Below are 26,763 nucleotides of genomic sequence, written 5' to 3'. Positions count from 1 at the left end.
CCGGGAGGCCCCCCCGCGCCCGCCCCGGCCCCCGGCCCGCGGCCGGGGCCAGGGGGCGGTTCCATGCTCCGGCCGGGTCTCCCCGGCCGGAGCGCCGTGCTCAGAACTGCGGAAAGCGCGGGTAGAGGTACCCGGGGCCCCAGTACGCGCCGTTTCCCCACCATCCGTAGACGTCCTCGTAGTAGGCCGGGTCGTGGGTCACCTCGGGGTCGTACGCGGGGACGTCGGTCATCCGGGCGCGGTCCCGGTCGATCCGGACCTGGTCGGGCTGGACCGACGTCACGGCGTCCACGGGAACCAGGAACCTGTCCTTCCCGATGCCCAGGAACCCGCCCGAGCCGATCTGCAGGAACCGGACGCGGTTCTCCTCGTCGTCGATGAGCAGGTCCTCGACCGTGCCGATGTCCTCGCCGCTGCTGTCGACGGCCGAGCGTCCACGGACGTCAGCGGCCGGATCGGCGATGGTCCGGTCCGTCTCGCTGAGTGGCACCAGGAGGCCTGGGGTGTTCGTGGCGGTCATCTCTCTCCTCAGCTGCTCGTCGTGTTCTCCGCCGTCCTCGGTGGTCGACGGTGAGCTGCGGTGTGCGGTCGGTCGCTCAGCCGCTGCCCGGGTCGATGAGGGCCAGCCCCGATGCCGGGTCGTGCCGACGCTGCAGGTGGGTCGGGGTCACCGTCAGGACCAGCTCGAGGGTCGGGCGGGTCACGGCGCGCAGCAGGTGACCGCCGATCGTCGAGCCGTCCCGTCGGCCGCAGACGGCGTGCGCGTGCACCTGCCACCCGCCCGAGCCGTCGAGCGTGATGTCCCCGGTCAGCGCGAGGACCTCGACCTGGTCGGCGACGGGGATCTCGGCGTACTCCTGGTCGTCCAGGTCGTAGAAGCCCAGCGTGGCCTCCGAGAAGGCGCCGATGCCGGTGAACGACGTGGCCGGGAGCCGGTGCTCGGTGGCCCAGTCGGTGAGGCCGGCGACGACCTCCTCGCCGGTGCTGAAGACGACGGCGTGCTGGCGGGGCGGCCCGTCGGTGAGAGTGGACGTCTTCACGTCGTTCCTCCTCCGCCCGGCCGGACGCGGGGCTGCGCATGCGGCCGGGCACGGTGGCTCGGCCGGGAGCGGCTGCGCTCGGGCCGCTTCCGGCGCCGGTCGTGACGTCGGCCCCGCTCCGTGGGAGGCGACGTCCTGGAGCACCTACCCGCCGCGGCGCCGGCTCAACACGGACCCGCACCCGGCGGGGCCGTCACCGGCCGCGGTGCCAGGCCGCCAGCGCCGTGGTCAGCAGCCCGGCACCGACGGCGGCGAGCGCACCGTGGTGCCGGCTCGCCCAGATCTGGGGATCCCAGCTGCGGGCCTGGTGCGGGAAGCTCCCCTGGGCACCGAAGTCCCGCCCGCCGGCGCCGTCGGCGGGCTCCCACAGGTTCACCGGGTCGTCGGCCGACGCCTGCTCGCCCCGCTGCTGACCGTCGTAGCCGGTGCGGGCCAGGTACCAGTCGAGGAACTGCGGCCACACCTTGTTGCCGAGGATCGTGTAGACCGTCGGCGTCCCGATCCACCACGCGCGGCGCTGCGGGTGCTCGCTGGCGTGCACCAGGGCCTCCGCCATCGGCGCCACGGCGTAGATCGGCGGCACCGGCTGTGGCCGCTCCGGGAGGCGGTTGAGCACCCAGTCGAACTGCGGGGTGTTGACGCCGGGCAGGTTGACCATCGTCACCCGTACGTTGCTGCCGTCGTGCTTGAGCTCGGTCAGCAGCGACTCGGTGAAGCCCTTGATGGCGTGCTTCGCGCCGCAGTACACGCTCTGCAGCGGGATGCCCCGGTGGGCCAGCGCCGACCCGGTCTGCACGATCACCCCGCGGTCGCGGGGGCGCATCCGGCGCAGCGCCGACATCGTGCCGTGCACGAACCCGAGGTAGGTCACCTCGGTCACCCGCGCCCACTCCTCGGCGGTGATCTGGTCGAAGGGTGCGAACACCGTGCTGAACGCGACGTTGCACCACACGTCGATCGGGCCGAGCTCGGCCTCCACCCGGTCGGCGGCGGCATCGACGGCGGCGGCGTCGGCGACGTCGACCGGGACCACCAGCGGCGTGCCCCCGGCCGCGCGGACCTCGTCGGCGGCGGCCGCCAACCCGGTCTCCCCGCGGGCCAGCAGGGCCACCCGGTCACCGCGGCGGCCGAAGGCGACGGCGGCCGCGCGTCCGATCCCGCCGCTGGCCCCGGTCACCACCACCACCCGTCCGGTGGTGGGCTCCTGCTGTGACGTCATCGGGTCCTCCACCGGTTCGACGGTCCCGCACCCGGTGCCGGGCGCTCCGTCGGGGGTGCGCGCCCGGGTGCGACCGCAAACCCGGACGTCTCGCGCCGGGGTGCCGAGACCGGTGCACGGCACGAAGATCGGCCTCGTGATCACGACGGCAGAGGTGGCCGCACGATGACGTGGGATCAGCAGCCCAACCGCTGGGAGCGGGCGGCGCAGCGTGACCGTCAGCGGGAACGTGACGCGGCCAGGGCCTACCTGGCGCGGCGCCCCTTCGGGCAGGACGTGGTCATCCAGCTCGCCTGGGGTTGCGCGGGCGCAGTCGTGGGACTGCTGCTGAGCGGCTGGGTCCTCGCCGCCGTCAACTTCGTGCTCCTCGCCGGCGGCGGCCTCCTGGCGCGCGAGTACGTCCGCCGCCGGCACGCTCGCGACCCCGAACCCGGAGGCTGATCTGGCGACGGGTCAGGAGGTCGGCGGCAGCAGGCGCGGGGCGAAGACCTCGTCGATCGGCCGCGGACCGACGTACTGCCGGCAGCTGCACGCCACCCACGTGTGCCCGGCCCACTTGCCCCGCTTGGTGTAGGCGTCGCGGGCGACCTCGGAGTGGCAGGTGCCCCGCTCCGGGTCGTGCTGGCTCAACGGGTGACCGCAGCTGCACGTCGCCTGCGGCAGCGCCGGCGTCGCGTTCCTCCGGCGGCCCAGCCGCCCGGCGACGTAACCGGCCGCCAGCAACGCGCCGCCCACCAGCAGGCTCACCGGCTCCACTGGCCACCTCCTCGGCTCACCTCTCCGACGGTAGCGCCGTCCGGCGGTCGGATGGCAGTGATGATTGACCAGTTGTGGCCTGGGGCACACAGAAGTGCGTGAACAGCTACGCCGTCGGTTTCGCCCGACCAGACCGCCGGTCCTGGGCCCAGCCGGCCGACCAGCCCATGTCCTGGCACGCGGTGGAGGCCCACCGCCCCGCCGACGAGCTCGACGGGGAGGTGGAGCTCGCCGTGTGCGGGGCGATCGTGCAGGTCTGGGGGTCGCAGCGGTGGGAGCGGGTCGGCGCTGGACGGTCCGGCTGCGCCGAGTGCCGGCGGCGGACGGCGCCGGAGCTGCAGCGGGTGAGTTGAGTCAGATGGACTGGGGCGGCTCGGGAGCCGTCCGCGGCGCGGACCGGCGGCCGGTGATCGCGGAGATGCCGGTGACCTCCCGGCCCACGATCAGCGCCTGCACGTGGTCGGTGCCCTCGAAGGTGTAGATCGCCTCGATGTCCGCGTGGTGCCGGGCCACGTGGTGCTCCAGCAGGATGCCGTCGCCGCCGAGCAGGTCCCGCGCGTCGGCCACGATCGCCCGGGCCTTCTTCGCGTTGTTCATCTTCGCCAGCGACGCCATCGCCGCGGTCATCCGGCCCTCGTCGGCCAGCACCGACAGCCGCCAGCACAGCAGCTGCATGCTGGTGATCTCCGCCAGCATCCGGGCCAGCTTCTCCTGCACGAGCTGGTAGCCGGCGATCGGCTGGCCGAACTGCTCCCGCCGCAGCGTGTGCGCCAACGCCAGCTCGTAGGCGGCCTCGGCCACGCCCAGCGCCCGCCAGGCCACCGTGTACCGGGTGCGGTCGAGCACCTTCGCGACGTCCTTGAACGAGGAGCAACGGGCCAGCCGGTTCTCCGCCGGTACCCGCACCCCGTCGAGGGTGATCTCGGCCTGCCACACCGCCCGGAGGGCGGTCTTCCCGGTCATCCGGGTCGCGGTCCAGCCGGTCGAGCCCTTCGGGACGACGAAGCCGCCGACGTCGCCGTTCTCGTCGCGCGCCCAGATCAGCACCAGGTCGGCGATGGTGCCGTTGCCGATCCACTTCTTCGCGCCCGTGAGCACGTACTCGTCGCCGTCCCTCCGTGCCTGCGTCTCCAGCGCGACGGCGTCCGAGCCGTGCTGCGGCTCGGTGAGCCCGAACGCGCCGATCGTCTCCAGCCGGGCCATCGCCGGCAGCCAGCGCTCCTGCTGCTCGTCGCTGCCGAGCATGGCGATCGACTGCATGGCCAGGAAGCTGTGCACCCCGTAGAACGTGCCCAGGCTGCCGTCGGCGCGGGCCCACTCCCGGGCCACCAGGCCGGCCGCGACCGCGCTCATCCCGGGCGATCCGTGGCCCTGGACGGTGCCACCGGCGATGCCCAGCCCGGCGATGCCCGGCAGCAGTGCGAAGGGGAACTCCGCCCGCTCCCAGTAGTCGTTGATCACCGGGGTGACCTCACGGGCGCAGAAGTCCCGGACCCGGTCGCGGACCTCGATCTCCGCTGGTTGCAGCAGGTCCCCGAGGACGTAGAAGTCGGTGCCGGACGGGGTGGTGGCAGCGCTGCTCACCCGGCGGACGTTACGCGCGCTCCGGGTCAGCGGCGTTCGAGGGTGCCGCGCAGGTAGGCGGCCTGCCCGGCGTGCTGCAGGTCGTCGGTGATCACGCTGACCAGCCGGACGCCGAGGGTCACCGGCGGGTCCCAGCGCTCGTCGACGACTCGGTCGAGGTCGGGGTCGGTGAGGCCGCGGACGAACTCCGCCGTCCGGCGGTGCACCTCGGCGGAGTAGCCGGCCAGCAGGTCCGGGTCGGTGACCCGGGTGGCGGCGACGTCGTCGCTGCTGAAGCCGTAGCCGATGGCCCCGGCGTCGAAGGGGAGGTCGAACCGGTCGGCCCAGCCGGCGTCGGTCCAGGCCTGCTCGCGGCCGGCCACCTCGGCGACGTGGTCGTCCTGCACCCGGACGAGGTGCCAGACCAGCCAGGCGATGGTGTTGGCCTCGGGGTCGATCCGCTCGTTCAGCAGGGCCGGGTCGATGCCGTCGAGCACACCCCGGACGGCACCCTCGACGTTGTCGAACGCGGTCAGCAGCAGGTCACGGCTCAGCATGACGAGCGCCTACCCGCCCGGCAGGCGGGGGCAACCCCGTGCCGGCCGGTGGCAGCCGCCCGGCTGATCGGCATGCCGCTCCGGACGGTTCGGTACTAGCTTCCGAGCATGAGCCCTGCGGAGCAACACTCGTTGGCGCCCAACTCGGTCGAGCTCCCGCCCCTGGACGGGCGCGCGGACGAGTGGCTGATCGACCGGCTGGTCGACGTCGCTCTCGCGCAACCGGGTGTGCCCGCGCTGGCCGACCGCGCACGGACGGCGCTGTTCGCCGACGTCCTGCGCGAGGCGGAGACCGTCCGGTCCGCGGTGACGGCGGCCGAGGACGGCGGGCGGCCGGTGTGCGTGCTCCGGCAGCCGGGCGTCGACGCCGTGATCGCGGTGGTCGGGGTGATCGCCGCCGGCACGCCGGTGGTCGTGCTGGATCCCACCACCCCGGCTGCCCGGCTGCGGCACTACGTCGAGCTGGCCGGTGCCCGGGTCTGCGTCAGCGACGCGGTGCACGCGGAGGCGGCTGCCACCCTGTGCCCGGTGGTCCTGCAGCCCCCTGCGGCAGCCGCTGACCAGGACCTCCAGGAGGTGGCGACCGCGCTCCGCTCGACGCGGCCCGGGGCGGGGGCGCCGGTCACGCTGGTGTACACCTCGGGCTCGACCGGTCTGCCGAAGGGCGTGTTCGCCGGCTCCCGGGCCGCGCTGCACGACGCGTGGACGAACTCGTCGGCCAGCGGGTGCTACGGGGCCGGCGACGTGGTCGCCAACCTGCTGCCGCTGGCCTTCGACGCGGGGTTGAAGGGCGCCCTCGGCGGTCTGCTGGCCGGCAGCACCCAGCAGCTGTTCGACCCCCGCACCCGCCCGGTCGCCGAGCTGCCGGGCTGGCTGCGCGAGGTGGGCGCCTCGGTGCTGGTGGCCAGTCCGGCGATCATGCGCGGGGTGGTCGCGACGCTCCCGCCGGGCGACCGCCTGGACACGCTGTCGACGGTGACGGTCGGCGGCGAGACCGTCCACGCCGCCCAGCTGGCCGCGATCCGGTCGGTCGTCGGCCCGGGCTGCGAGATCCGCAACCGCTACGGGTCGACCGAGACGGGGCTGCTCGCCGAGTTCCGGCTGCGCCCCGGCGACCCGGTGCCGGACGGCGCCGTCCCCGTGGGCTGGCCGGTCGACGGCATGACGGTCTCCGTGGAGGACGAGCACGGCGAGCAGCGCGACCAGGGCACCGGACGCCTGCTGGTCACCTCCCGGTGGCTGACCGAGGGCTACTGGGGTTCCGCGGAGGTCACCGCGGCCGTCTTCTCCGGCTCGGCCGACGGGACCCGGACGTTCCGCACCAACGACGTGGCCCGGATCGACGAGCAGGGCTGCGTACGGCTGCTGGGTCGTACCGACCACAGCGTCAAGATCCGCGGTCACCTCGTCGAGCCGGGGGAGGTCGACGCCGTGCTGTTCGCGATGCCCGAGGTCCGCGAGGCCGTCGTCGTCGGCGCCGAGGCGGGGGAGGGGCAGACCCGGCTGGTCGCCTACGTCGTGCCGGCGGTGCAGCGGCTGGACGCCGCGACGGTCCGGCGCGCGATCCGCGAGGTGCTCCCCGGCTTCATGGTGCCGCAGGACGTCGTCCTCCTCGGTGCGCTGCCCCGGACCGAGCGGGGCAAGCTGGACCGGTCCGCGCTGCCGGCACCGCCGGCCCGGGCCGGCGGGACCCCGCCGGGCACCGACTGGGAGCGCGTGGTCGCCGCGGAGTTCGCCCGCGTCCTGGGGCTCGACGAGGTGGGGCTCGACGACGACTTCTTCGAGCTGGGCGGTGACTCGCTGGCGGCCGAGGCGCTGCTGGCCGCCATGGGCACCGAGATGGACGTCCCGGCGCGGGTGCTGTCCACCACGCTGCTCCAGGAGTCGCCGACGGTCGCCTCGTTCGCCGAGGCGTTGCGGCGCCGCCGGGCCCCGGCGCACCCGTTCATGGTCCGGCTCCGCGGTGAGGGCAGCCGTCCGCCGCTGTTCTGCGTCGCGGGAGCGGGTGGCGTGGCCGTGGGCTTCCGGTCACTGGCCCGCCGGCTCGGCCCGGACCAGCCGGTGTGGGCGCTGCAGGCGCACGGCATGGAGAACCGCGGCTTCCCGGACTGGTCGGTGGCGGCGATGGCCAGGCGGAACCTCACCGCCGTCCGCAGCGTGCAGCCCCACGGTCCCTACCGGCTGGCCGGGCACTCCCTCGGCGGGATCGTCGCCCTGGAGATGGCACACCAGCTCCGCGCCGCGGGGGAGGAGGTCGCCCTCGTGGCCGTCCTCGATTCGTTCCCGCCGGCGCCCGGCGCGTCCCCGCCGGCGATCGACGGGGGGCCGCTCCGGCGGGTCAAGCAGATCGGCGCCCTGGCGCTCACCGGGGTGGTCCCCGACGCGGGCAAGGGGCACTACCTGCGCTTCCACCGGCAGGGGATGTTCGTGCAGCGTCGCTACCGGGGCGTTCCCTGGGACGGTCGCACCCTCGTGGTGGTGGCCCGCGACGACCCGCACGCCGCCCTCCGCGCCCGGTGGTCCGGGCACCTGACCGGGGAGTGGTCGATCCACGAGGTGCCGGGCAACCACACCGGGATGCTGTACGAGCCCGACATCGGGCCCGTCGCGACCCTGCTGGCGGCCGAGCTCGACGCGGTGGCGGCCGCCGGCGGTGGCCGGGGCGGGGCCGACGCCCGGTCCCGGTCCACCGCACCGGGGAGCAGCTGACCGGTCGTCGCGGCGCGCCGTGATGACTTGCGCCGGTGCGCCGGGATCCCTTCACTGTTGCCCGGGACGTCGGCGCGGCACCGGTGGTGCCGGTGAGCGTCCCGGGTCCCGGGGCCGCGACACGATCCCGGGCTGCCTCAGACCGTTGGGGGACGGATGAGCGGGTGGCGGCGGCGGACGGCGGCCGGAGGTGCGTCGTCCAGGATCGTCGGGCGGCGCATGGGTGCAGCAGTGACCGCGGGGCTGACCGTGGCCGCGTTGGCCAGTGCATCGGTGGCCGAGGTCGCGCCGGCAGGTGCTGCGGCCACGGTCGTCGAGCCGGACCGCGCCGCCACGGCTGCCCCGCCCGCACCGCGCCGTCCAGTGGTCACCGCCGCGACCGGGGGAACGACCGACCCGCCCGCCACCGACCCGCCCGCCGCCGATGCGCCCGTCGCCCCGTCCGTGGCCCCCGCGCCGTCGGAGCCGGCCGTGGTCGAGCCGGTGCGGAACCCGCCGCCGGCCGCTGGCGGGATCCCGGCGGTCGCGCTGCGGGCGTACGCCCGGGCGGCGGAGCAGGCACCCGCGGCGTGCGGCATCGGCTGGGAACTCGTCGCGGCGATCGGCCGGGTCGAGTCGAACCACGGCCGGTTCGCGGGCGCGGTGCTGCAGCCCGACGGCACCTCGGCCCCGCGGATCGTCGGCATCGCGCTGACCGGAGCCGGCGCGACGGCGGAGATCCGGGACACCGACCAGGGCCGGCTGGACGGTGACACCACCTACGACCGCGCCGTCGGGCCGATGCAGTTCATCCCCTCGACCTGGGCGCGCTACGCCGCGGATGGCGACGGTGACGGCCGCAGCGACCCCTTCGACCTCGACGATGCCGCCGCCGCGGCCGCCCGCTACCTGTGCGCCGCCGGGGGTGACCTGTCGACCCTGGCCGGTCAGGCCCGCGCGGTGTTCGCCTACAACCACTCCACCGCCTACGTCGCCTCGGTGCTGGAACTGGCCGCCGGCTACGCGGGGACGGCGACGCCCCCGCCCGCCCCTGCGTCGGCCGCCCCGCCGCCGGCCCCGGACCCGGAGTCGCCGGACCCCGCCCCGGAACCGCCGGGGGTGCTGGCCGCCGAGCCTGCTCCGGCCGCCGCTCCGGCGCCGAGCCCGATCCCGGAGCCGGTGCCGAGCCCCGCGCCGGACCCGACGCCGACCGCCGAGCCGACGCCCGCCCCGGAGCCGACGCCGCCTGCGCCGACGCCCACGCCCGAGCCCGGCCCGGAGCCCACTCCTGCGCCGACGCCCACTCCCGAGCCGACGCCGCCTGCGCCGACGCCCACGCCCGGCCCGGAGCCCACTCCCGAGCCGACGCCCGGCCCGGAGTCGACGCCGCCTGTGCCTGCGCCGACGCCGCCTGCGCCGACGCCCACGCCCGGCCCGGAGCCCACTCCCGAGCCGACGCCCGGCCCGGAGCCGACGCCCGGCCCGGAGCCGACGCCCGGCCCGGAGCCGACGCCCGGCCCGGAGCCGACGCCCGGCCCGGAGTCGACGCCGCCTGCGCCGACGCCCACGCCCGGCCCGGAGCCCACTCCCGAGCCGACGCCGCCTGCTCCTGCGCCGACGCCCGGCCCGGAGCCCACTCCCGAGCCCACCTCCTCGCCGGCGGCAGGGGCGTGCGACCCCGAGTCGTGGACCGTCGACGTCCGTGACGGTTCCGGCGAGCCGGTGACCGCGGAGGCGTTCGCCGCGGAACTGCGGGAGGACGGTGTCGTCGTCGGGTCCGTGGCGCCCACCGACGGCCGGACGGAGTCGGCCCTGGAGTTCCCGGCCGGCCGGGAGGACGAAGCCCGGGTGCTCGCCGAGGCACTGGGGCTGGCCGGACGTGTGCACGAGGCCGACGTCCCTCAGCTCACCGTGGTCGTCGGCGCCGACCTGGGGGACCTGCTGGCGGTGCTCGCCGAACCGCCGGGCCTGCCGACGCGGCCGTGCGAGGTGCCGCCGGAGGACTGACCGGGGCTCGGGGCGCTAGGTTGCCCCGAGCGTCCGACCCGGCAGGAGGCCCGTGTACTTCTTCCTCTCCCGGCTGACCCGTGTGGTGGGCAGCCGGCTGCACGGCTGGCGGCTGCCGCTGCTGGTCATCGTGGTCGTCTTCCTCACCAGCTGGCTGGCCATGGCGCTGGTCGAGCCGGCAGACAGCGAGATCGCCGCGCCGGGCAACTACTGGTGGTACTTCGTGGTCACCGCGGCGACGGTGGGCTACGGCGACCTGTTCCCGGTCTCGGACGGCGGGCACGTCGTCGGGGCCTACGTCATCGTCGGCGGGATCGTCACGCTGACCCTGCTGTTCACGCGGCTGTCCGACTACCTGTCGACGGTCCGCGGCAAGCGCCTGAGAGGTGTCGTGGCACTGGACCTGACCGACCACGTCGTCGTGCTGGGGTACACCCCGGGACGCACCGAGCGGATCCTCACCGAGTTGGTGACCGAGGGGTGCGGGGAGATCGTGCTGTGCGCGTGGGAGGAGGTCGCCGAGCACCCGGTGCCCGAGCAGACCGCGGTCTCCTTCGTCCGCGGCGACCTGACCGGCATCGACGTGATGACCCGGGCATGCGTCGCCCGCGCGCGGACGGTCATCGTCGACGGGCGCGACGACAACGAGACGCTGGCGATCGCGCTCGCCGCCGACCACGCCAACTCCGACGCGCACATGGTGGCCGCGCTGCGTGACCTCGGCCGCCGGGACGCCCTGCGCTACGTCGACCCGCGGATCGCCTGCGTGCAGTGGCACATGCCCTACCTGCTCACCGAGGAGGCGCTGGACCCGGGCATCACCGACGTCTACACCGACGTGATGAGCCATGGCGGGCACGGCAACACCTACTCGGTACGGCTGCCCGCCGGCCACCGGTTCGCCGCCTTCGGCGACTGCCAGACGCACCTGGGCCGGGAGTTCGGCGCGACGGTGCTGGCGGTGCGCGACGGTGGCGAGCTGGCGGTCAGCCCGCCGTGGGACACCCCGGTGCCGGAGGGGATGACGCTCTACTACATCGGGCGCCGGCGGATCGAGCCGCAGGAGCTGCTCAGCCGCTGACCGGCGCGCCGGGCGAGTCGGCGGGCAGCAGCGTGCTGAGCAGCCGGGCGGTGTGCTCGACCGTGGGCAGGAAGCGCGCCGTGGTGCGCGGTTGGGCCCGCGCGGAGAACCCGCACAGCGTGCCGAACAGCTCGCCGGAGCGGGTCACCAGCGGCACCCCGACGTAGGCGGCGATCCGGGCGGGGTGGCCGGCCAGCAGCTGGGAGTAGACCGGGACGGCGGCGGTGACGGTCGCGACCCGGGGCCCGGTGCCGCTCACCATCGCCCGGCAGAAGGTCTGCTCCCACGGGAAGGACGTTCCGGCGGGGACGGCCTCGCGGGGATGGGCGTGCAGCACGACCTGCTCGGTCCCGGTCACCTCGGTCAGCATCCAGACGTCGAGCCCGACGGTCCGGTGCAGGTGGGTGAGGGAGGCCCGGACGGCCGCGGGCCAGTCGTCGAACGGCGCGAGGTCGTCGACCACCAGGGGGCGCATGCGGCACCTTGGTCCCGCGCGCGGTCTCCCGTCAATCCCTCCGGCCGTCTCCGATCCGGAATCGTTGCATGGCGACACCCGGGCGCGGGCCATCACGAGCCGGAGCCGAGCCGCCGGCGCAGCACCTCGTCCTCGCGCCGCAGCACGACACCGACCAGCTCCCGGACGGCGGCCTCCGCCTGCCGCCCGATCAGCGGGGCGTCGACCGAGGCCTCGCCGGTCACCGTCGAGCGGCTGCCGGCAGCGTCCGGGAGCAGGTGCCGCTCACCGGTGACCCGCACCATGCGGCCGAACACCTCGGCCTGCACGTCCAGGTCGCTGCGGTGACCACCGGCGCCGTCCGGCGTCCAGGCGGTGCGTTCGAGGACGGACACGCGGTCGCCGACGAAGCGGGCGAACACCGGGGGGATGCCGGTGGTCGGCGCCGAGAGCCGTACCTCGGTGCGGGGGCGGTCGCCGTCGGCGGACACGGTCAGGTCCTGCACCTGGGCGCCGAGCGCGGCCGCACGCTCGCGGAGGAACGACTCGTCGGTCAGCACGGCCAGCACCGTGTCCGGGGCGGCCGGGTAGCGCTCGCTCAGGTCGAAGGGCACACCTCATCCTGCCGCCGGCGGGCTGGGACCGCGCTCCGCGGCTCAGTCGTCCCGGCCGACGATCCGGAGGTGGGGCCGGGTGCGCACTCCGGCGGGTTCGGTCACCGGGAGCCCTGCCGCACGGCGCACGCGGTACTCGGGGACGCCGAGCGGCCGGGCCGGCGCCCGAGCCACCCGGTCGCTGACGTAGACGGGCATGCTCCGTGCGGCCACCCCCCGGATCGCCTCCTGGGAGAGCGTCCCCCCGGTCCACTGAGCCGCGTCCTCCGCGGTGAGGCCCAGCTCGAACAGCCGGCGCCAGGTGAGCCGCTGCAGCGGGAGCTGGTGGATGCTCACCAGCGCGTCGATCGCCACCGGTCGGGCGCGAGAGACGTCCACCGCCGGGTGGCGGTCAGGGGAGTCCGAGTTCCGCGCGCGCAGCGGCGAGGGCGGTGGCGGGCGGGGGCAGCCGGCCCGACGCCAGCACCGCTCCGTCGGCGATCAGCGACTCCACGGCCAGCCCGGCGCGCACCGAGCGCCGCAGCGCGGCGCCCCGCAGGCCCCGGCGCCGCCCGTCGCCCAGCAGGGCGGGCACCAGCCACAACCAGTTGGACGGGGAGACGACCTCCACGGCCACCTCGTCGGGCAGCCCACCACGCAGGGCGCGGTACACCGCACCGACCGGGTCGTCGGAGCTCGTGTCCCTGCGGCCCGGGTGGGCGTGCCCGCCGGTGTCGAAGGGGCGCACGTCCCCGCTGCAGCACCCGCCCCCGGCCGGGCCGCGCGCGCCGCGGACGAGCACCACCCGGGGGCTCACCGCGACTCCTCCCGGGAGGCCGCCGGCCGGTCCTCGGCACCCGCCGTCGTCCGCCGGTCGCGGAACGCGGCGCGCAGCGCCAGCGCGGCCTCGGCGATCAGCCACAGCGCCAGCAGGAAGATGACCGCGTCCAGCGGGGCCAGCACCCACTGGTCGTCGCGGACGAAGTTCCGCAGGTTCACCAGCAGCGCCCACGAGGTCATCAGCAGCAGGAACACGAGCGGGATCAGCACCGCCACGGGGCTGCGGCCGCGGCGGGTGACCCACACGGCGATCACGGCCAGCGCCAGGCCGGCGGTGAGCTGGTTGGTGGTGCCGAACAGCTGCCACAGCACGCCGAAGGTGTAGCCGGCCTCGCCACCGCCGGGGAGCAGCGCCATCCCCAGCGGGATGAGCACCGCGATGGTGGTGGCGAGGCTGAGGTTGCGGGCCAGCACCCGGATGCCGGTGAGCTCACCGATCTCCTGGACGACGTAGCGCTGCAGCCGCACGCCGGTGTCCATCGTGGTGGCCGCGAAGCTGATCACCACGACCGCGGCGAAGATGGTCGCGATGTCCAGCGGGACGGCCAGGTTGTTGGCGAAGACCGCGACCCCGTTGACGAAGTTGCCGGTGGCGCCGCCGCTGGCGGTGGCGAAGTCGGGGTAGAGCGCCTCCCACTCGGCCTGGGAGGCGGCCACGCCTGCGGTGGCGGCGAGCACCGCGCCGGTGGCCAGCGAGCCCTCGCCGACGGCGCCCATGTAGCCCACGTACCGGGCGTCGGTCTCCCGGTCCAGCTGCTTGGACGTCGTCCCGGAGGCGACCAGCGAGTGGAAGCCGGAGATGGCGCCGCAGGCGATGGTGATGAACAGGAACGGGAAGAAGCTCGGCGAGCCCTCCGGGACGTCGTTGACCACCGGCGCCTGGATGGTGTTCAGGCCGACGATCACGCCGAGGGAGATGACGCCCAGGGCGATGAACAGCTGGTGGCTGTTGATGTAGTCGCGCGGCTGGAGCAGCACCCACACCGGGATGCGGGAGGCGACCCAGGTGTAGACGAACAGCAGGATCACCCAGAGGTTGCGGGTCTGCTCGAAGCCGAGGGCCTCGGCCAGGCCGTCGAGGGAGACCGGGAAGGCGTTGCCCACCAGGATCAGCGCGTACAGGACCAGCACTCCGACGATCGAGGGGATGAGCGCCGAGGAGCGGGTCCGGTAGATGTACTGGCCGATGGCCATCGCGACCGGGATCTCCACCACGATCGGGATGACCGCCCCCGGGTTGTTCACGAACAGGTTGCCGATGACCACGGCGAAGACGGCGTTCACCAGGGTCAGCAGGAAGAAGATGATCGCCAGGAACAGGCCCCGGGCGCGGCCGTTGACGACCTCCCCGGCGAGGGTGCCGATGCTGCGGGCCTTGTGCCGCACCGACACGACCAGCGAGCCGAAGTCGTGCACGCCGGCGGCGAAGATCGTGCCCAGCACGATCCAGGTCAGCGCCGGCCCCCATCCCCAGAACACCGCGATCGCCGGGCCGACGATCGGTGCCGCCCCGGCGACGGAGGTGAAGTGGTGACCGAACAGGACGTGCTTGTTCGTCGGCACGAAGTCGTTGCCGTCGTTGAACTCGTGCGCCGGCGTGACGAACGCCGGGTCGAGCACGTAGACCTTCCGGGCCAGGTAGCTGGAGTAGTACCGGTACCCGAGGAAGAACAGCACCCCGACCACGACGGCCACGACGACTGCGGGCACGGCGACCTCCAGCGCAGGGCGGCCCGAGCGGCCGCAGGCACGGAGAGTAGACAGCGGATGTGACAGCGGACACAACTCTGACACGAGCGGTGCGGGCGGCGGGGCTGGCCGAGCTGGTCTGGCGGCGCCCCGGCGAGCCACCCGGGGCCCTCGGTGTCGTCCCGTTGCTGCTCGGCGAGCGGCCCGCTGTGGCCCTGCCGTGGGCGCAGGCAGCCGCCGCCCGCAGCGTCGCCGCCGCGGACGCCGCGGCGCTCGTCCTCTCCGATCCGCGGCTCACCGGGCCCGGCTGGGAGCCGCTCGCGCTGAGCGGCCGGTGCACCCTGGTCGAGGACGGCGACGGCCGCCTGTTCACCGACGAGCTGCTGCCGCAGGAGCTGCGCAAGCACCCGCCGTCCCGGGCGCTGGCCGACTCGGCGATGCTCCGCCGGGAGCACTGGTGGTACCTGCCGCGATTGGTCCTCGTGTTCGAGGACGTCCGGGTCGTCCCGGCGAGGCGCCGCGACGGGCCGGCCGACGCCGTCCTCGCGGTCGACGACGGCGGCCTGCACGCCGGCACCGTGCGGGTGGGGGAGTGGGGCGCCGATCCGCTGGTGCTCGACGGTGCCCCGGCGGCGACCGGCCCGGCGACGCTCGTCGGTCAGGAGGTCTCGGTGCCCGACGCCGAGCGGTGGACCGTGCACGTGACCACCGGGCGGCTGGCCGACGGGCGGCTGGCCGACGTCACGTCCGCGGCGACCCGCGAGCTGGAGCCGACGCCCGGGCTGCTGGCCCGGGTACGCCGGCAGCGAGCGCTGCACCGGGCCTGCCTCGCCGCCCTCCGCGACGCCGGGCACGCCTGACCGGCGCGGGGGTGGTCAGGCCGCGTCGTCGCGCAGGGCGCCCGCGTCGCCGGCCCGCGCCGCCTCGATGCGCAGCCGGGTCAGCTCGGCCCGTGCCTCGGACAGGTCGCCGGCCGAGCGCAGCAGGTGGGCGAGCGCGCCGGCGTTGTCCGCGCGCGCCGCGCGGGCGAGCTCGTCGAGGAGCTCGCGGAGGGCACCTTCCCGCTCGCCGTGCTGGACGAGCCGGGCGACGCCGTTGACCGTGCTGCGCACGTCCTGGATCAGCAGCGGCGCCTGGCGCACCAGGTAACCGAACAGGACCAGCAGGTCGAACGGCAGGCGCACCAGTGCGATGACCGCCCCGACGAGACCGAACCGCGGTGGTGGTGGAGGGGTGGCCGGGCCGAGGTCGTCGTCGGGCATCTGCGCGCTCCAACGTGCCGGTGGTGGGGCGGAGCCCCCGGACGTGACTGGGGTGGTGCTGCACTCAGGCTCCGGGACGGGCCGGCCGACCGCCAGCCGAGCCGGCGTGGCTTGGCCGCGCCCGGCCGTGCACAGGAGCTCCCTTGCGGGAGGACGGCGTCCGAACCGCGCAGGGAATCCGGTCCCGTCCTAGGGTGCGGCATGGCCGCTCGGAAGCCGTCAGCCGAATTCGAGTCACTGCTGCTCAGGCCGGTGCAGCAGGAGTTGCTGGCGCGGGAGAAGACCTTGAAGGCGTCGCTGAGCAGACTTGCGAGGACGCACAAGGACAAGCCGGCGGCGGTGGTGGAGCGGGCTGTGCAGGGGGCCGCCAAGAAGGCAGGCATCTCGGTGCACCGGGACACCGTCAAGAGGGTGGCGGCCTTGATCCGCGAGGGCGAGCCCCGGGCGCCGAAACGGAGTTTCTGGTGATCCCGTCGTCGGAGCGGTCGGGGATGCAGGCAGCTCCGGGAGGGCGGCGACCTCACGCATCGGCACCTCGCCGATCATCGTGCGCAGCTCGGGATCGGCCAGCACCCCGCCGGCGCCGTCCACCAACGGGCCCCGGCGGGTGAGCGTGCCGCTCGGGGAGCGCCGAGTCGTCGTCCAGTGGCAACGCCAGCGGCAGCGTGTCCACGGTGGTCGTCCCGGTCAGCCGTGGGTTCCGCGACGACGCCCCGACGGCAAGGGGTGCCGGTAGCTCAGGTCCGCCCGGGACTGGCAGCTCCATCCGCTGTGGTGCGCGGGTGCCCGTGCACTGGACCGGGGTGTTGCGAAGCGGCGTCGGTCCGGCCAGGGTGTGCCCGTGTCCGGGCTGACGGTGCGCGCGCCGTACCTCTTGTTCGTCGGTCTGTACACCGCGGCGCTGCTGGTGGCCCAGTTGCCGGGCGACCCGGGCGGCTCGTTCCCGCTGCCGTGGCTGGCTGTCGACGCGGTGCTGACCTTCCTGGCCTGGCGGGGCAGCCGGGTGGCGTGGGCGGTGCTGCTGACCCTGCACCTGCTCTTCCTGGCCACCTTCTTCCTGCTGGTCTGGCCGATCGGCGGGCAGCTCGCTGTGTTCTACGGCCTGCTGGCGCTGGCCGTGGTGCCGCTGGTCAGCCGGGAGGCCCGCAGGGCACGCCCGGCGGTGGCGGCCGCCGGCTGAGTCGGTCTCACGGCCGGTCGAAGTGGGTGACCTGGTCGGGGTTGGCGGTGAAGGGGTTGGCCCACTGGGAGGCGGCACCGGTGATCGGCTGGGCGTCGGTGACGACGGTGAAGGGTGAGCCCGGGTAGATCGCCAGCACCCGGGAGGCCGAGGTCAGCGTCTCGGTGTGCTCGAGCACCTCACCGCGGCGCAGCAGCCGCGTCGTCCGCTCGCCGCGCAGCTCCTCGCCGACCTCGGCTCGCCAGACGGCGTCGTCCTGCCGGAAGGTGATCGCGCGAACCCGCTCTCCGGCCGGAGCGGGCTCGACACCGGCGAACTCGGCCAGCGCACCGTAGAGCCGCTCGGCCTGCTCGGTGTCGGCGGCGCGGGGGACGAAGAAGGCGACCATGCCCCTCACCCTGCCCGCCGCCACCGACGCTTTCGTGTCGACCCGGTGGGATGACCCTGGGTCGGGGGAACCCGGAGCCCGCGGCTACCCCGGGTGACGATCAGCGGGTGAGATCCACGGGTGACCCGCCCCCAGGACCGCCCGACGCCGCCACCCAGACAGCCGAGGAAGGTGTCGGCATCGCTGCTCACCGTGGGCGCAGTCGGCGGCCTGATGCTGTTCGCCACCTTCGGGCAGTTCACCATCGAGGACAGCCCGTTCCCGCGGTCGGTGGTCCAGCCGGAGGACTCGCCAGGCCGCGAGTGAGAAGGCCGCTGGACCGAGGGCCGCGCCCGGACGGCGTCGCGATGGTGGGGCGGGTGGGGCTCGAACCCACGACCCAGGGATTATGAGTCCCATGCTCTGACCGGCTGAGCTACCGCCCCAGGGCGTTCACGCTAGCGGTCGCCCTCAGCCGCTCAGCACGGTGCTGCCCAGCACGGCGCCGTCGGCGTCCAGCGCCTCGACCGCCAGGTACGCCGGGTCGCCGTCCACCGGGACCGCCGTCTCGAAGCCGGTGCGCCGCACCGGGTCGCCGGCCACCGCGCTCTCCTCGTCGTCCCCGGTCACGAGCCGCCAGGCGGCCACCTCGGTGGCGCCGTTCCAGCTGGCGTGCACCCGGTCGGCCTCCCGCACCGCATCGGGATCGGTGTCCGGCCGGCCGGTCCACTGCGCCCGGTCGATGCGGTAGTTGTCCCCGCCGCCGAGGGCCGCGTCGTAGCGCAGCGTGCCGTCGGCGGCGAACTCCGAGTAGAACGGCCGCGACCCCCACCCGATGAGCACGTCCCCGCCCGGCAGCTGCTGGAAGCTGCCCTGGCTGCCGGCCAGCCGATCCGGGTCGGGTGGCAGGTACTCGGTGACCACGGTCGCCGTTCTCGCCTGCTCGTCGAGGGCCAGCCGCAGCCCGCGGGAGGTCGGGCCGATGTCGGGTTCGGACTGGTTGTCGAAGAGGGTGAGCGTGCCGTCGGCCTGGCGTTCGGCGTCGTGCTGCCAGGCGAACTCCGCGCCGTCGGCGAGCTCGAAGTCGCTCGCCTCGCCGCCGAGGGTCCAGTGCACCTCGCCGGTGCCGCGCTCGACGTCGTAGACCGCCCAGGTGTTGCGCGCGGAGATCAGCAGCGACCCGTCATCGTCCTCGGCGACCGAGTTGACGTGGAACCAGTCGAACGGCTTCTCCTCGGTGCCGCTGTCCTCGGGCAGCTCGCTCCTGGTCTGCTCCAGCGGCACGTGGTCCAGCGCGCTCCACTGGAAGACGACCTCGCCGGTGGCGACGTCCACCTCCTGGACGACGCCGTCCCAGACCCAGCCGTCCTCGGGGCCGCCCACCGGCGTGAGGTCGTGCTCCTGCTTGACGTAGGCGGTCAGCAGCATCGTCCCCCGGTCGGTCAGCCGGCCCTCGTGGAAGTCGGCCTGGCCGGGGCCGACGTCGCCGCCGGTGGTGACCACGCCGATCTCCTCGTAGGACTCGTCGACCAGCACGAACTCCCCGGCCCCCAGCCCGACGACGGGGCTCTCACCGCGCCACCAGGTGAGCACCGGCTCGCCGCGCAAGGTCTGCACCCGGACGTCGTAGGCGCGCCCGTCGGTGGGGTGGATCCAGACCGGCTCCCCGGCGTCGTCGACGATCAGCACCCCGGTGAGCGGTGCGCCGTCGCTCTTGGGTCCGAGGAACAGCAGACCGCCGTCGGGGGAGCGGGCCGGCCCGCGCTGGTCGATCGCCAGGTCGGGGGCGACAAGGTCGGGCCGGCTCACGAACTCCAGCGCCGGACCGGTGCTCGCCGCCGCTTCCGGGGTCGCCTCCTCACCCCAGCCGCAGGAGGTCAGCAGCAGTGCGAGGCACGCCGCCGCTGCGATCGGCCGGGCGTGTCCGCGGTGCATTTCTGGAGGATCTCAGGACCGCGCAACTCGAACGCTCGCCGCAATCCCGATCGGGCTGTCGGGCCGCCACTAGCCTGGGCCAGGTGCGTCCAGAGGAGTCAGGCAGTTCCACGGTCCCCGTCCCCGACGGTGGCCTCCGCACCGCGCCCGGCCACGTGGTCCGCGGCCTGGCGATGGGTGCCGCGGAGGTGGTGCCCGGCGTCAGCGGCGGCACCGTCGCCCTGGTCCTCGGGGTCTACGAGCGGCTGATCGACGGCGCCGGGCACGTCGTCACCAGCCTGCGCCACGCGGTCACCGGGCGGCTCGCCGAGGCACGCGCGGAGATCGGCCGCGCGCACTGGTGGACGATCCTGCCCCTGCTGGCCGGCATGGCCGTCGCCGTCGTCGTCGGCGCCCGGCTGCTGGAGCCGCTGATCGAGGACCACCCGGTCGGCGCCCGGGCGGTGTTCTTCGGCATGGTGCTGTTCTCCATCGTCGCCCCGGCCCGGATGGTCGGGCGCTGGTCGACCCGCGACGTCGTCGTCGCGGTGCTGGCGGCCATCGCCGCCTTCCTGCTCACCGCCCTGCCGCCCGGCGGCGACGCGAACCCGTCGCTGCCGGTGGTCGTGCTCGCCGCCGCGGTCGCGATCTGCGCCCTGGTGCTGCCCGGCATCTCCGGGTCGTTCATCCTGCTGACCCTCGGCCTCTACGGCCCCACACTGGCGGCGGTCAACTCCCGCGACCTGGCCTACGTCGGGGCCTTCGCGCTGGGGGCCGCCCTCGGCCTCGGGCTGTTCGTCAAGGCGTTGCAGGCGGCCCTGCGCTCCCACCACGCGCTGACGCTGGCCCTGATGACCGGCCTGATGGTCGGCTCGCTGCGCGCCCTGTGGCCGTGGCAGACCGAGGACCGCGCACTGCTGGCGCCCGACGACGGCGCCCTCGCCATGGCCGCGCTGGCGCTCGGCGCCGGCCTGCTGGTCGCCCTCGCTCTCACCGTGCAGACCCGGTTGGACCGCCGGGCGGCAGCGGAGGCCCTGGCGCGACACCGGGCCTGACCGGCACACTCCTCCGGGGCCCTCGCAGCGCCCCGGATGTGTCAGGGTGTCCACATCGTGGGATGGACACTTCTTGCTCGGATCGTCCACTTCTCGCTGCAAAAGCCGTGGTCGACGCGCGCCTCACTCGTCCCACTGGACACATCGGGCCCCAGGTGTCTCGTTCGCCTCAGCTCGCACTGGCGCGCCGAGCAGCTCGTCGGGCAGACTGACGGCCGGTTGCTCCTGGAGCCGCGCAGTACGAACGCAGTGCCACCGAACACGACAGGTCCGTTGGGGAAGACGAACCAGTCGAGTCGATGGAGGTGCGCCGTGCAGCGACGGTCAACCCAGGGTGTCGTCTTCGTGCACGCGTGCCCGAAGGCGTTGTGCCAGCACGTCGAATGGGCGCTCGAGCGCGTCGTCGGTGCGCCGGTGTCTTTGACGTGGGCTGACCAGCCCGTGGCGCACGGCTCCTACCGTGCCGAGATCGCCTGGACGGGCGCCCCCGGCACCGGGGCCAAGCTGGTTGCTGCCCTGAAGCAGTGGCCGATGCTGCGCTTCGAGGTGACCGAGGAGGCCAGCCACGGCAACGACGGTGAGCGCATGTCCTACGTGCCCGGGCACGGGGTGCACCGTGCGCCGGTCAGCGCCAACGGCGACCTGATCATCACCGAGCAGCAGCTGCGGCACCTGGCCGCCACCGCCACCTCGGTCGAGGCGTTCCGCCACGGCGTCGACCAGCTCCTCGGTGCGGCCTGGGACGCCGACCTCGAGGCCTACCGGTACGCCGGCGACGCCGCCCCGGTGACCTGGCTGCACCAGGTCGTCTGAGCACCGGGCGGCGTCCCGACTCGACCGCCGCCCAGCCGAAGGGCACAACGGCCCGGCACCCTTCGAGGGTGCCGGGCCGTTCGTCGTCCTGGCTCACCGTGCTTGCTCCTGGCTCACCGCAGGAGGTGAGCCAGGAGCAAGCGGGATCAGCTGACCTGATCCCGGCGGGAGACGGGATCCCTGCTCAGAGCGGGATGTTGCCGTGCGCGCCCCGGCCGGCCGGGGTCTCCGCCAGCGCGGCCACCAGCCGCCGCTTGGTCTGGGCCGGCTCGACGACGTCGTCGACGACGCCGATCTCCCGGGCCCGGTTCACCCCGCCGGCGATCCGCTCGTGCTCCTCGGCCAGCTGTGCGTGCAGCGCCTCCCGCTCCCCGGGCGGTGCGGCGGCGAGCTTCTTGCGGTGCAGGATGCCGACGGCGGCCTTGGCGCCCATGACGGCGACCTCCGCCCCCGGCCAGGCGAACACCGCGTTGGCCCCGAGCGAGCGGGCGTTCATCGCGATGTAGGCGCCGCCGTAGGACTTGCGCGTCACCAGGGTCACCCGCGGCACCACCGCCTCGGCGAAGGCGTGCAGCAGCTTCGCCCCGCGGCGCACGACGCCGTCCCACTCCTGGCCGACGCCGGGCAGGTAGCCGGGCACGTCGACCAGCACGACCAGCGGGACCCCGAAGGCGTCGCACATCCGCACGAACCGGGCCGCCTTCTCCGCCGAGGCGGAGTCCAGGCAGCCGCCCAGGCGCAGCGGGTTGTTCGCGATCACCCCGACGGTGCGCCCGGCCAGCCGGCCGAGCGTGGTCACGATGTTCGGCGCGAACCGCGGGTGCAGCTCCAGGCCGGGGCCGTCCAGCAGCGCGGCGACCAGCGGCTTCACGTCGTAGGCGCGGTTGCGCTGCTCGGGCAGCAGCGCCATGAGGTCGACGGCCGGCTCGTCCTGGGCGGGGGCGAAGCTGCCCTGCGCGGCCAGCAGGTCGACCGCGGTGCGGGCGGTCTCCAGGGCCTCGGCCTCGGTCTCGGTCACCACGTGCACGACGCCGGAGCGCCGACCGTGGGTGTCCGGGCCGCCGAGCTGCTCCTGGTCGACGACCTCACCGGTGACCGACCGGACGACGTCCGGGCCGGTGACGAACACGCGCCCGGCCGGGCCCATGATCACCAGGTCGGTGAGCGCCGGGCCGTAGGCCGCACCGCCGGCGGCCGCGCCGAGGACGACGGAGATCTGCGGCACCCGCCCCGAGGCGCGCACCATCGCGGCGAACACCTCGCCGACCGCGTGCAGGGCGGTGACGCCCTCGGCCAGCCGGGCGCCACCGGAGTGCCAGATGCCGACGACCGGCACCCGCTCGCGCAGCGCGGTGTCGATGGCGTCGACGATGTGCCGGCAGCCGTCGACGCCCATCGCGCCGCCCATGATCGTGGCGTCGGTGCAGTAGGCGATCGTCGGGGAGCCGGCGACGGTGCCGCGCCCGGCCAGCACCCCGGAGGTGTCGCGGGCGGCCAGCAGCTGCAGCGAGCCCGGGTCGAAGAACCGGGCCAGCCGGTCCTCGGGGTCGCGGGGGTCGACGGTGGTGACCGGCGGCGCGGGGGTGGCAGTGGTCATGAGCAGCTCCTCAGAGGGACGTGCCGGAGGGAACGGCCGCGCTGCAGGGCCCGCCGTGAGCGTGGACGGCCCCGTCCGGAGGCTCACTGCGAGCTCGCGAGCGGTGAGCGGGACGGGGTCCTTCACGGGGGGCAGCGGGGTCCTTCGTCATGCCGTGGTGAAGACCAGGGCCATGTTGTGGCCGCCGAACCCGAAGGAGTCGTTGAGCGCGGCGGTGAACGAGGCCTTCCGCGGCTCGCGGCGGACGATGTCCAGCGCCTGGACCGCGGCGTCGTCGTCGGGGTCGTCGAGGTTCGCCGTCGCCGGCACCAGCTGGTCGCGCAGCGCCAGGATGGTGAAGACCGACTCCAGGGCCCCGGCCGCCCCGAGCAGGTGCCCGGTCTGGCTCTTGGTGGCGGTGACCAGCGGGTGGTCGCCGATGGCGTTGCGGATGGCGGAGGCCTCGGCGGTGTCGCCGATCGGGGTGGAGGTGGCGTGCGCGTTCACGTGACCGATGTCGGCGGGGGTGAGCCCGGCGTCGCGGATCGCCGCGGCGATCGCCCGGCCGGCGCCCTCACCCTCGGGGTGCGGGGCGACCAGGTCGTAGCCGTCGGCGGTGGCGCCGGCGCCGGCCAGCCGGGCGTGGACGCGCGCCCCGCGGGCCCGGGCGGCGTCGGCGCGCTCGAGCACGAGGGCGCCCGCGCCCTCGCCGAGGACGAAGCCGTCGCGGGCCTTGTCGAACGGCCGGGAGGCGCGCTCGGGCTCGTCGTTGCGGGTGCTCATCGCGCGCATCGCGGCGAACCCGGCCATCGGCAGCGGGTGCACGCAGGCCTCCGTGCCGCCGACGACGACCATGTCGGCGCGGTCGAACCGGAGCAGGTCCAGGCCCCAGCGGATCGCCTCGGCGCCCGAGGCGCAGGCGCTCACCGGGGCGTGCACGCCGGCCTTGGCGCCGACGGCCAGGCCGACGGCGGCGGCGGGGCCGTTGGGCATGAGCATCGGGATGGTGAAGGGGGAGACCCGCTTGGGGCCCTTGGCCTCCAGGACGTCGTCCTGGTCGAGCAGGGTCACCGCGCCGCCGATGCCGGTGCCGAAGACGACGGCGATCCGGAGGGGGTCGACGCCGGAGTCGGCGCCGGCGGCGTCGCGCCAGGCCTCCTCGGCGGCGATGACGGCGACCTGCTGGCTGCGGTCGAGCCGGCGGGAGCGGACCCGGTCCAGCTGCTCGGACGGCTCGACGGCGAGCTGCGCGACGAGCTGGGCGGGGAAGTCCGCCGCCCAGTCGGCGCTCAGGCGGCTCACCCCGGACCGGCCGGCCAGCAGTGCCTCCCAGGTGGAGGCGACGTCACCACCGAGGGGCGTGGTGGCGCCGAGCCCGGTGACGACGACGTCGGCGGTGGGCGTGCTCATGAGTTCCTCCTGGGACTGGCTGGCCGGACGGCCGGGGGGAGAGCGGTGACGGGCTGGGTCAGCCCTGGTTCTTCTCGATGTAGGACATGGCGTCCCCGACGGTCTTGATGTTGCCGAGCTCGTCGTCGGGGATGGCCACGCCGAACTTGTCCTCGACGGCGGTGGCGATCTCCACCATCGACAGCGAGTCGACGTCGAGGTCCTCGGTGAAGGACTTCTCGGGGTTGGCGTCGGCCGGGGCGACGCCGGCCACCTCCTCCAGGATCTCGGCGAGGCCGGCCTGGATCTCTGCGGTGCTGGGCACGCGGGGTCCTCTCTCTGTCTGCGGGATGGCGGGGCCGGGCGGCTCCGCCGTCGACCGGGACGGGCGTCCCGGCGAGGTCACTGGTCTATCAGGGCAGGCGGAGGACCTGGCCGGCGAAGGTCAGCCCGGCGCCGTAACCGAGCACCAGGGCCAGGTCGCCGCTCTTGGCCTCGCCGGACTCCACCAGCGCGGTGAGCGCCAGCGGGACCGACGCCGCGGAGGTGTTCCCGGACTGCACGATGTCGCGGGCGATGACGGTGTCCGGGCCGAAGCCGAGCTTCTTCGACATCGACTCGATGATCCGGAGGTTGGCCTGGTGCGGGGCGAAGACGTCGATGTCGGCGGCGGTGACGCCGGCGGACTCCATCGCCTCCTCGAGGGTGGCGGTGAGCTTCGTGGTGGCCCAGCGGTACACGGCCTGCCCGGCCATCGTCATCGTCGAGCGGCCGGCGGCGATCTCGATGGCGGTGTACTGGTCGCCGTCGCTGCCCCAGGCGACCGGGCCGATGCCGGGCTCGTCGGACGGCCCGACCACGGCCGCACCCGCGCCGTCGGCGAAGATCACCGCGGTCGAGCGGTCGGTGAGGTCGGTGACGTCGGTGAGCCGCTCGACGCCGACGACGAGCACGTGCCGGGCGTCGCCGGTGCGGATGGCGTCGGAGGCCGTCCCCAGCGCGTAGCAGAACCCGGCGCAGCCGGCGTTGAGGTCGAAGGCCCCCGGGCGGGGGATGCCCAGCCGGTGGGCCACCTGCGGGCCGATGCCCGGGATCGGGGCGGTCAGGCTCGCGCTCGCCACGATGACCAGGTCGACCTGGTCGGGAGCCAGCCCGCTGGCGGCCAGGGCCTTGCCGCCGGCGGCCACCGCCATCTCGACCAGCGTCTCGTCCTCCGAGGCCCAGCGGCGCTCGGCGATGCCGACCCGGGTCTGGATCCACTCGTCGTTGGTGTCCATCACCGTCTCGAGCTCGGCGTTGGTGACCCGCCGCCGCGGGCGGTAGCCGCCCAGGCCCAGGATCTGCGCGCCCGGGGCACCTTCTCGCAGCGTGATCCTGCTGGTCACTGGGACACCTCCGGGTAGAGACGGGCGATCGGGTCACCGGCGTCGACGAGGTCGCCGTCGGCCACCAGCCACTCGGCGAGGACGCCGTCGTAGCCGGCGGAGACGTTGACCTCCTCGCGGCGGCTGCGGATGCAGCCGAGGGGGGTGCCGGCCGGCAGGTGCGTGCCCTCGGCGACGTCGGCCGGGTTGACCGTGCCGCGGGCGGGGGCGACGACGACCCGCCAGTCGGGGGAGTGCTGGGCCTCCGCGCGCCCGCGCTCGGCGTCGATCAGCTCCCGCGCGCGGTCGAGATCGGCGGGCTTGGTCAGCGCCAGCACCTCGATGTCGGTCCCCTTCCACTCCCGCTTCGCCAGGCCGGCGAGCGCGCCCGCCGGCGGCAGCTCGAGCACGGCCGTGACGCCGAGGTCGCGCAGGGTCGCCAGGCACGCGTCGAAGCGCACCGGGCTGGTGACCTGGGTGACCAGGCGGGAGAGCACCTCGGCGCCGCTGTCGACCGCGGCGCCGTCGGCGTTGGACAGCAGCAGCCGGCTCGGGTCGGCCGGCCGCAGCCCACCGATCAGGCCCTCGAGCTCCTCGCGGGCGCCGGCCATGTACGAGGTGTGGAAGGCACCGGCGACCGACAGCGGCATGATCCGCGCCTTCTCCGGCGGGTCGGCCTTGAGCGCGGCGAGACCCTCCAGCGAGCCGGCGGCGACCACCTGGCCGCCGCCGTTCATGTTCGCCGGGGTCAGGCCGTGGCGCTCGATCGCGTCGAGCACCTGCTCCGGGTCGCCCCCCAGGACGGCGGACATCCCGGTCGGCGTCTGCGCGCAGGCCCGGGCCATCGCCCGGCCGCGCACCGCGGTCAGCGCGATCGCGGCCTCCACCGAGAGGACGCCCGCCAGTGCGGCGGCGGTCAGCTCACCCACCGAGTGGCCGGTGATGACGACGTCGCGGCCGGCGGCCGGTGCGTGCACCACGGGGCCCGGCATCCCGCCGAGCTCGCGGGCGATGAACAGGCTCATCGCCACGACCAGCGGCTGGGTGACCGCGGTGTCCTTGATCGCTTCGGCGTCACCGGTCGTGCCGAGCTCCAGGAGGTCGGCGTCGGCGATCGCCCCGGCCCAGCGGAAGAACGGCTCCGCGCCGGGGAGGTCGAGCCAGTCGGTGAGCATCCCGGGCTTCTGGGCACCCTGTCCGGGGGCGAGAACGGCCAGCACGTGACAACCCTGGCAGGTGACGGCGCCGCGCGGAGCCGGAAGACCCACGAATTACTGCCGTCGGTCTTTGGAGGATCCCTCCAAAAGCCCGCTCCGGAACTGCTCCAGATGACGGTCCGGGGTGGGGGAGGCCACA

30 protein-coding genes and 1 tRNA gene are annotated in these 26,763 nt (G+C 74.7%); 11 read left to right on the top strand and 20 right to left on the bottom strand.

From position 1 onward, the window contains the following. Positions 1–100 precede the first annotated feature (100 nt). The 3 genes from ACI79Y_RS17445 to ACI79Y_RS17435 all read right to left on the bottom strand — a co-directional run bounded on the left by ACI79Y_RS17445 (position 101) and on the right by ACI79Y_RS17435 (position 2,259). Complete coding sequence (locus tag ACI79Y_RS17445; RefSeq protein ID WP_457159708.1) at positions 101–520, bottom strand: PRC-barrel domain-containing protein; 420 nt, start codon at positions 518–520, stop codon at positions 101–103. 76 nt (positions 521–596) lie between these two features. Further along, on the bottom strand, positions 597–1,040 hold the full coding sequence (locus ACI79Y_RS17440) for a PPC domain-containing DNA-binding protein (protein WP_457159707.1): 444 nt from the start codon (positions 1,038–1,040) through the stop codon (positions 597–599). 193 nt (positions 1,041–1,233) lie between these two features. Then, positions 1,234–2,259 (bottom strand): SDR family oxidoreductase, encoded by a 1,026-nt coding sequence (locus ACI79Y_RS17435; protein WP_457159706.1) that lies wholly within the window; start codon positions 2,257–2,259, stop codon positions 1,234–1,236. Between the two features lie 165 nt (positions 2,260–2,424). Here ACI79Y_RS17435 and ACI79Y_RS17430 point away from each other — a divergent pair, with 165 nt between their 5' ends. Next, entirely contained in the window at positions 2,425–2,700 is a 276-nt protein-coding gene (locus tag ACI79Y_RS17430; RefSeq protein ID WP_457159705.1) for a hypothetical protein, read from the top strand. Between the two features lie 12 nt (positions 2,701–2,712). Here ACI79Y_RS17430 and ACI79Y_RS17425 read toward each other — a convergent pair whose 3' ends face one another. Then, the gene (locus ACI79Y_RS17425; RefSeq protein WP_457085052.1) at positions 2,713–3,015 is read right to left on the bottom strand and encodes a hypothetical protein; all 303 of its coding nucleotides are present in this window, start codon (positions 3,013–3,015) and stop codon (positions 2,713–2,715) included. A 98-nt stretch (positions 3,016–3,113) separates the two neighbouring features. Between ACI79Y_RS17425 and ACI79Y_RS17420 the strand changes: the two genes are divergently transcribed. Next, a complete protein-coding gene (locus tag ACI79Y_RS17420; protein WP_457139843.1) occupies positions 3,114–3,368 on the top strand; it encodes a hypothetical protein in 255 nt (84 codons plus the stop codon). 1 nt (position 3,369) lies between these two features. Here the strand turns inward: ACI79Y_RS17420 and ACI79Y_RS17415 are convergent, their stop codons facing one another. Beyond that, positions 3,370–4,599, bottom strand: a complete 1,230-nt coding sequence (locus ACI79Y_RS17415) for an acyl-CoA dehydrogenase family protein (protein ID WP_457159704.1) — start codon at positions 4,597–4,599, stop codon at positions 3,370–3,372. A 26-nt stretch (positions 4,600–4,625) separates the two neighbouring features. Continuing rightward, positions 4,626–5,135 (bottom strand): mycothiol transferase, encoded by a 510-nt coding sequence (locus tag ACI79Y_RS17410; RefSeq protein ID WP_457159703.1) that lies wholly within the window; start codon positions 5,133–5,135, stop codon positions 4,626–4,628. Positions 5,136–5,243: 108 nt separating this feature from the next. On the opposite strand from ACI79Y_RS17410, the gene ACI79Y_RS17405 reads away from it, so the two are divergent. The 3 genes from ACI79Y_RS17405 (at position 5,244) to ACI79Y_RS17395 (ending at position 10,911) form a co-directional block, all read left to right on the top strand. Continuing rightward, positions 5,244–7,844, top strand: a complete 2,601-nt coding sequence (locus tag ACI79Y_RS17405; protein ID WP_457159702.1) for an AMP-binding protein — start codon at positions 5,244–5,246, stop codon at positions 7,842–7,844. Between the two features lie 219 nt (positions 7,845–8,063). Continuing rightward, positions 8,064–9,830, top strand: coding sequence for a lytic murein transglycosylase (locus ACI79Y_RS17400; RefSeq protein ID WP_457159701.1), 1,767 nt, complete (start codon positions 8,064–8,066; stop codon positions 9,828–9,830). A gap of 52 nt (positions 9,831–9,882) precedes the next feature. Beyond that, positions 9,883–10,911, top strand: coding sequence for an ion channel (locus ACI79Y_RS17395; RefSeq protein ID WP_457159700.1), 1,029 nt, complete (start codon positions 9,883–9,885; stop codon positions 10,909–10,911). Here the strand turns inward: ACI79Y_RS17395 and ACI79Y_RS17390 are convergent. The 5 genes from ACI79Y_RS17390 to ACI79Y_RS17370 form a co-directional block, all read right to left on the bottom strand. Continuing rightward, positions 10,901–11,386: a GAF domain-containing protein gene (locus tag ACI79Y_RS17390; protein WP_457159699.1), complete on the bottom strand. Its 486-nt coding sequence runs from the start codon at positions 11,384–11,386 to the stop codon at positions 10,901–10,903. The two genes, ACI79Y_RS17395 and ACI79Y_RS17390, sit on opposite strands and share 11 nt — an antisense overlap. A 92-nt stretch (positions 11,387–11,478) precedes the next feature. Further along, the gene (locus ACI79Y_RS17385; RefSeq protein ID WP_457159698.1) at positions 11,479–11,979 is read right to left on the bottom strand and encodes a DUF2505 domain-containing protein; all 501 of its coding nucleotides are present in this window, start codon (positions 11,977–11,979) and stop codon (positions 11,479–11,481) included. A 42-nt stretch (positions 11,980–12,021) separates the two neighbouring features. Further along, positions 12,022–12,333: a hypothetical protein gene (locus tag ACI79Y_RS17380; RefSeq protein ID WP_457159697.1), complete on the bottom strand. Its 312-nt coding sequence runs from the start codon at positions 12,331–12,333 to the stop codon at positions 12,022–12,024. Positions 12,334–12,370: 37 nt separating this feature from the next. Continuing rightward, complete coding sequence (locus ACI79Y_RS17375) at positions 12,371–12,775, bottom strand: hypothetical protein (RefSeq protein WP_457159696.1); 405 nt, start codon at positions 12,773–12,775, stop codon at positions 12,371–12,373. Then, positions 12,772–14,508 carry a carbon starvation CstA family protein gene (locus ACI79Y_RS17370; RefSeq protein WP_457159695.1) on the bottom strand — a complete coding sequence of 579 codons (1,737 nt, stop codon included), beginning with the start codon at positions 14,506–14,508 and terminating at the stop codon, positions 12,772–12,774. Before ACI79Y_RS17370 ends, ACI79Y_RS17375 begins: the two co-directional genes overlap by 4 nt. A 59-nt stretch (positions 14,509–14,567) precedes the next feature. On the opposite strand from ACI79Y_RS17370, the gene ACI79Y_RS17365 reads away from it, so the two are divergent. Continuing rightward, positions 14,568–15,347, top strand: coding sequence for a hypothetical protein (locus ACI79Y_RS17365; protein ID WP_457159694.1), 780 nt, complete (start codon positions 14,568–14,570; stop codon positions 15,345–15,347). A gap of 15 nt (positions 15,348–15,362) precedes the next feature. Here the strand turns inward: ACI79Y_RS17365 and ACI79Y_RS17360 are convergent, their stop codons facing one another. Then, positions 15,363–15,749 carry a hypothetical protein gene (locus ACI79Y_RS17360; protein WP_457159693.1) on the bottom strand — a complete coding sequence of 129 codons (387 nt, stop codon included), beginning with the start codon at positions 15,747–15,749 and terminating at the stop codon, positions 15,363–15,365. 201 nt (positions 15,750–15,950) lie between these two features. Between ACI79Y_RS17360 and ACI79Y_RS17355 the strand changes: the two genes are divergently transcribed. Together ACI79Y_RS17355 and ACI79Y_RS17350 are read left to right on the top strand one after the other, a co-directional pair. Next, a complete protein-coding gene (locus tag ACI79Y_RS17355) occupies positions 15,951–16,217 on the top strand; it encodes a hypothetical protein (protein WP_457159692.1) in 267 nt (88 codons plus the stop codon). Positions 16,218–16,590: 373 nt separating this feature from the next. After that, positions 16,591–16,929, top strand: coding sequence for a hypothetical protein (locus ACI79Y_RS17350; RefSeq protein ID WP_457159691.1), 339 nt, complete (start codon positions 16,591–16,593; stop codon positions 16,927–16,929). A gap of 7 nt (positions 16,930–16,936) precedes the next feature. On the opposite strand, the gene ACI79Y_RS17345 is transcribed toward ACI79Y_RS17350, so the two are convergent. Continuing rightward, a complete protein-coding gene (locus tag ACI79Y_RS17345; RefSeq protein ID WP_457159690.1) occupies positions 16,937–17,317 on the bottom strand; it encodes a hypothetical protein in 381 nt (126 codons plus the stop codon). Positions 17,318–17,488: 171 nt separating this feature from the next. Here ACI79Y_RS17345 and ACI79Y_RS17340 point away from each other — a divergent pair, with 171 nt between their 5' ends. Then, a complete protein-coding gene (locus ACI79Y_RS17340) occupies positions 17,489–17,623 on the top strand; it encodes a hypothetical protein (RefSeq protein ID WP_457159689.1) in 135 nt (44 codons plus the stop codon). 42 nt (positions 17,624–17,665) lie between these two features. On the opposite strand, the gene ACI79Y_RS17335 is transcribed toward ACI79Y_RS17340, so the two are convergent. Together ACI79Y_RS17335 and ACI79Y_RS17330 are read right to left on the bottom strand one after the other, a co-directional pair. Next, a tRNA-Ile gene (locus ACI79Y_RS17335) sits at positions 17,666–17,742 on the bottom strand. A 25-nt stretch (positions 17,743–17,767) separates the two neighbouring features. Beyond that, entirely contained in the window at positions 17,768–19,231 is a 1,464-nt protein-coding gene (locus ACI79Y_RS17330) for an arylsulfotransferase family protein (RefSeq protein WP_457159688.1), read from the bottom strand. Between the two features lie 83 nt (positions 19,232–19,314). Between ACI79Y_RS17330 and ACI79Y_RS17325 the strand changes: the two genes are divergently transcribed. Next, positions 19,315–20,265: a DUF368 domain-containing protein gene (locus ACI79Y_RS17325; protein WP_457159687.1), complete on the top strand. Its 951-nt coding sequence runs from the start codon at positions 19,315–19,317 to the stop codon at positions 20,263–20,265. Between the two features lie 312 nt (positions 20,266–20,577). Next, the gene (locus ACI79Y_RS17320) at positions 20,578–21,078 is read left to right on the top strand and encodes a DUF3145 domain-containing protein (RefSeq protein WP_457085030.1); all 501 of its coding nucleotides are present in this window, start codon (positions 20,578–20,580) and stop codon (positions 21,076–21,078) included. Between the two features lie 184 nt (positions 21,079–21,262). Here the strand turns inward: ACI79Y_RS17320 and ACI79Y_RS17315 are convergent, their stop codons facing one another. The 5 genes from ACI79Y_RS17315 to ACI79Y_RS17295 form a co-directional block, all read right to left on the bottom strand. Next, entirely contained in the window at positions 21,263–22,675 is a 1,413-nt protein-coding gene (locus ACI79Y_RS17315; RefSeq protein WP_457159686.1) for an acyl-CoA carboxylase subunit beta, read from the bottom strand. A 147-nt stretch (positions 22,676–22,822) separates the two neighbouring features. Further along, the gene (locus tag ACI79Y_RS17310) at positions 22,823–24,064 is read right to left on the bottom strand and encodes a beta-ketoacyl-[acyl-carrier-protein] synthase family protein (RefSeq protein WP_457159685.1); all 1,242 of its coding nucleotides are present in this window, start codon (positions 24,062–24,064) and stop codon (positions 22,823–22,825) included. Between the two features lie 58 nt (positions 24,065–24,122). Further along, positions 24,123–24,368: an acyl carrier protein gene (locus ACI79Y_RS17305; protein ID WP_457159684.1), complete on the bottom strand. Its 246-nt coding sequence runs from the start codon at positions 24,366–24,368 to the stop codon at positions 24,123–24,125. An 88-nt stretch (positions 24,369–24,456) separates the two neighbouring features. Continuing rightward, a complete protein-coding gene (locus ACI79Y_RS17300) occupies positions 24,457–25,428 on the bottom strand; it encodes a beta-ketoacyl-ACP synthase III (RefSeq protein ID WP_457159683.1) in 972 nt (323 codons plus the stop codon). Further along, on the bottom strand, positions 25,425–26,627 hold the full coding sequence (locus ACI79Y_RS17295; RefSeq protein WP_457159682.1) for an acyltransferase domain-containing protein: 1,203 nt from the start codon (positions 26,625–26,627) through the stop codon (positions 25,425–25,427). The genes ACI79Y_RS17300 and ACI79Y_RS17295 overlap by 4 nt, the downstream gene beginning before the upstream one ends. Positions 26,628–26,763 lie beyond the last annotated feature (136 nt).

The organism is Modestobacter sp. SYSU DS0875 (genome assembly GCF_054050915.1).
This window is presented reverse-complemented; position numbering and strand designations above follow the sequence as displayed.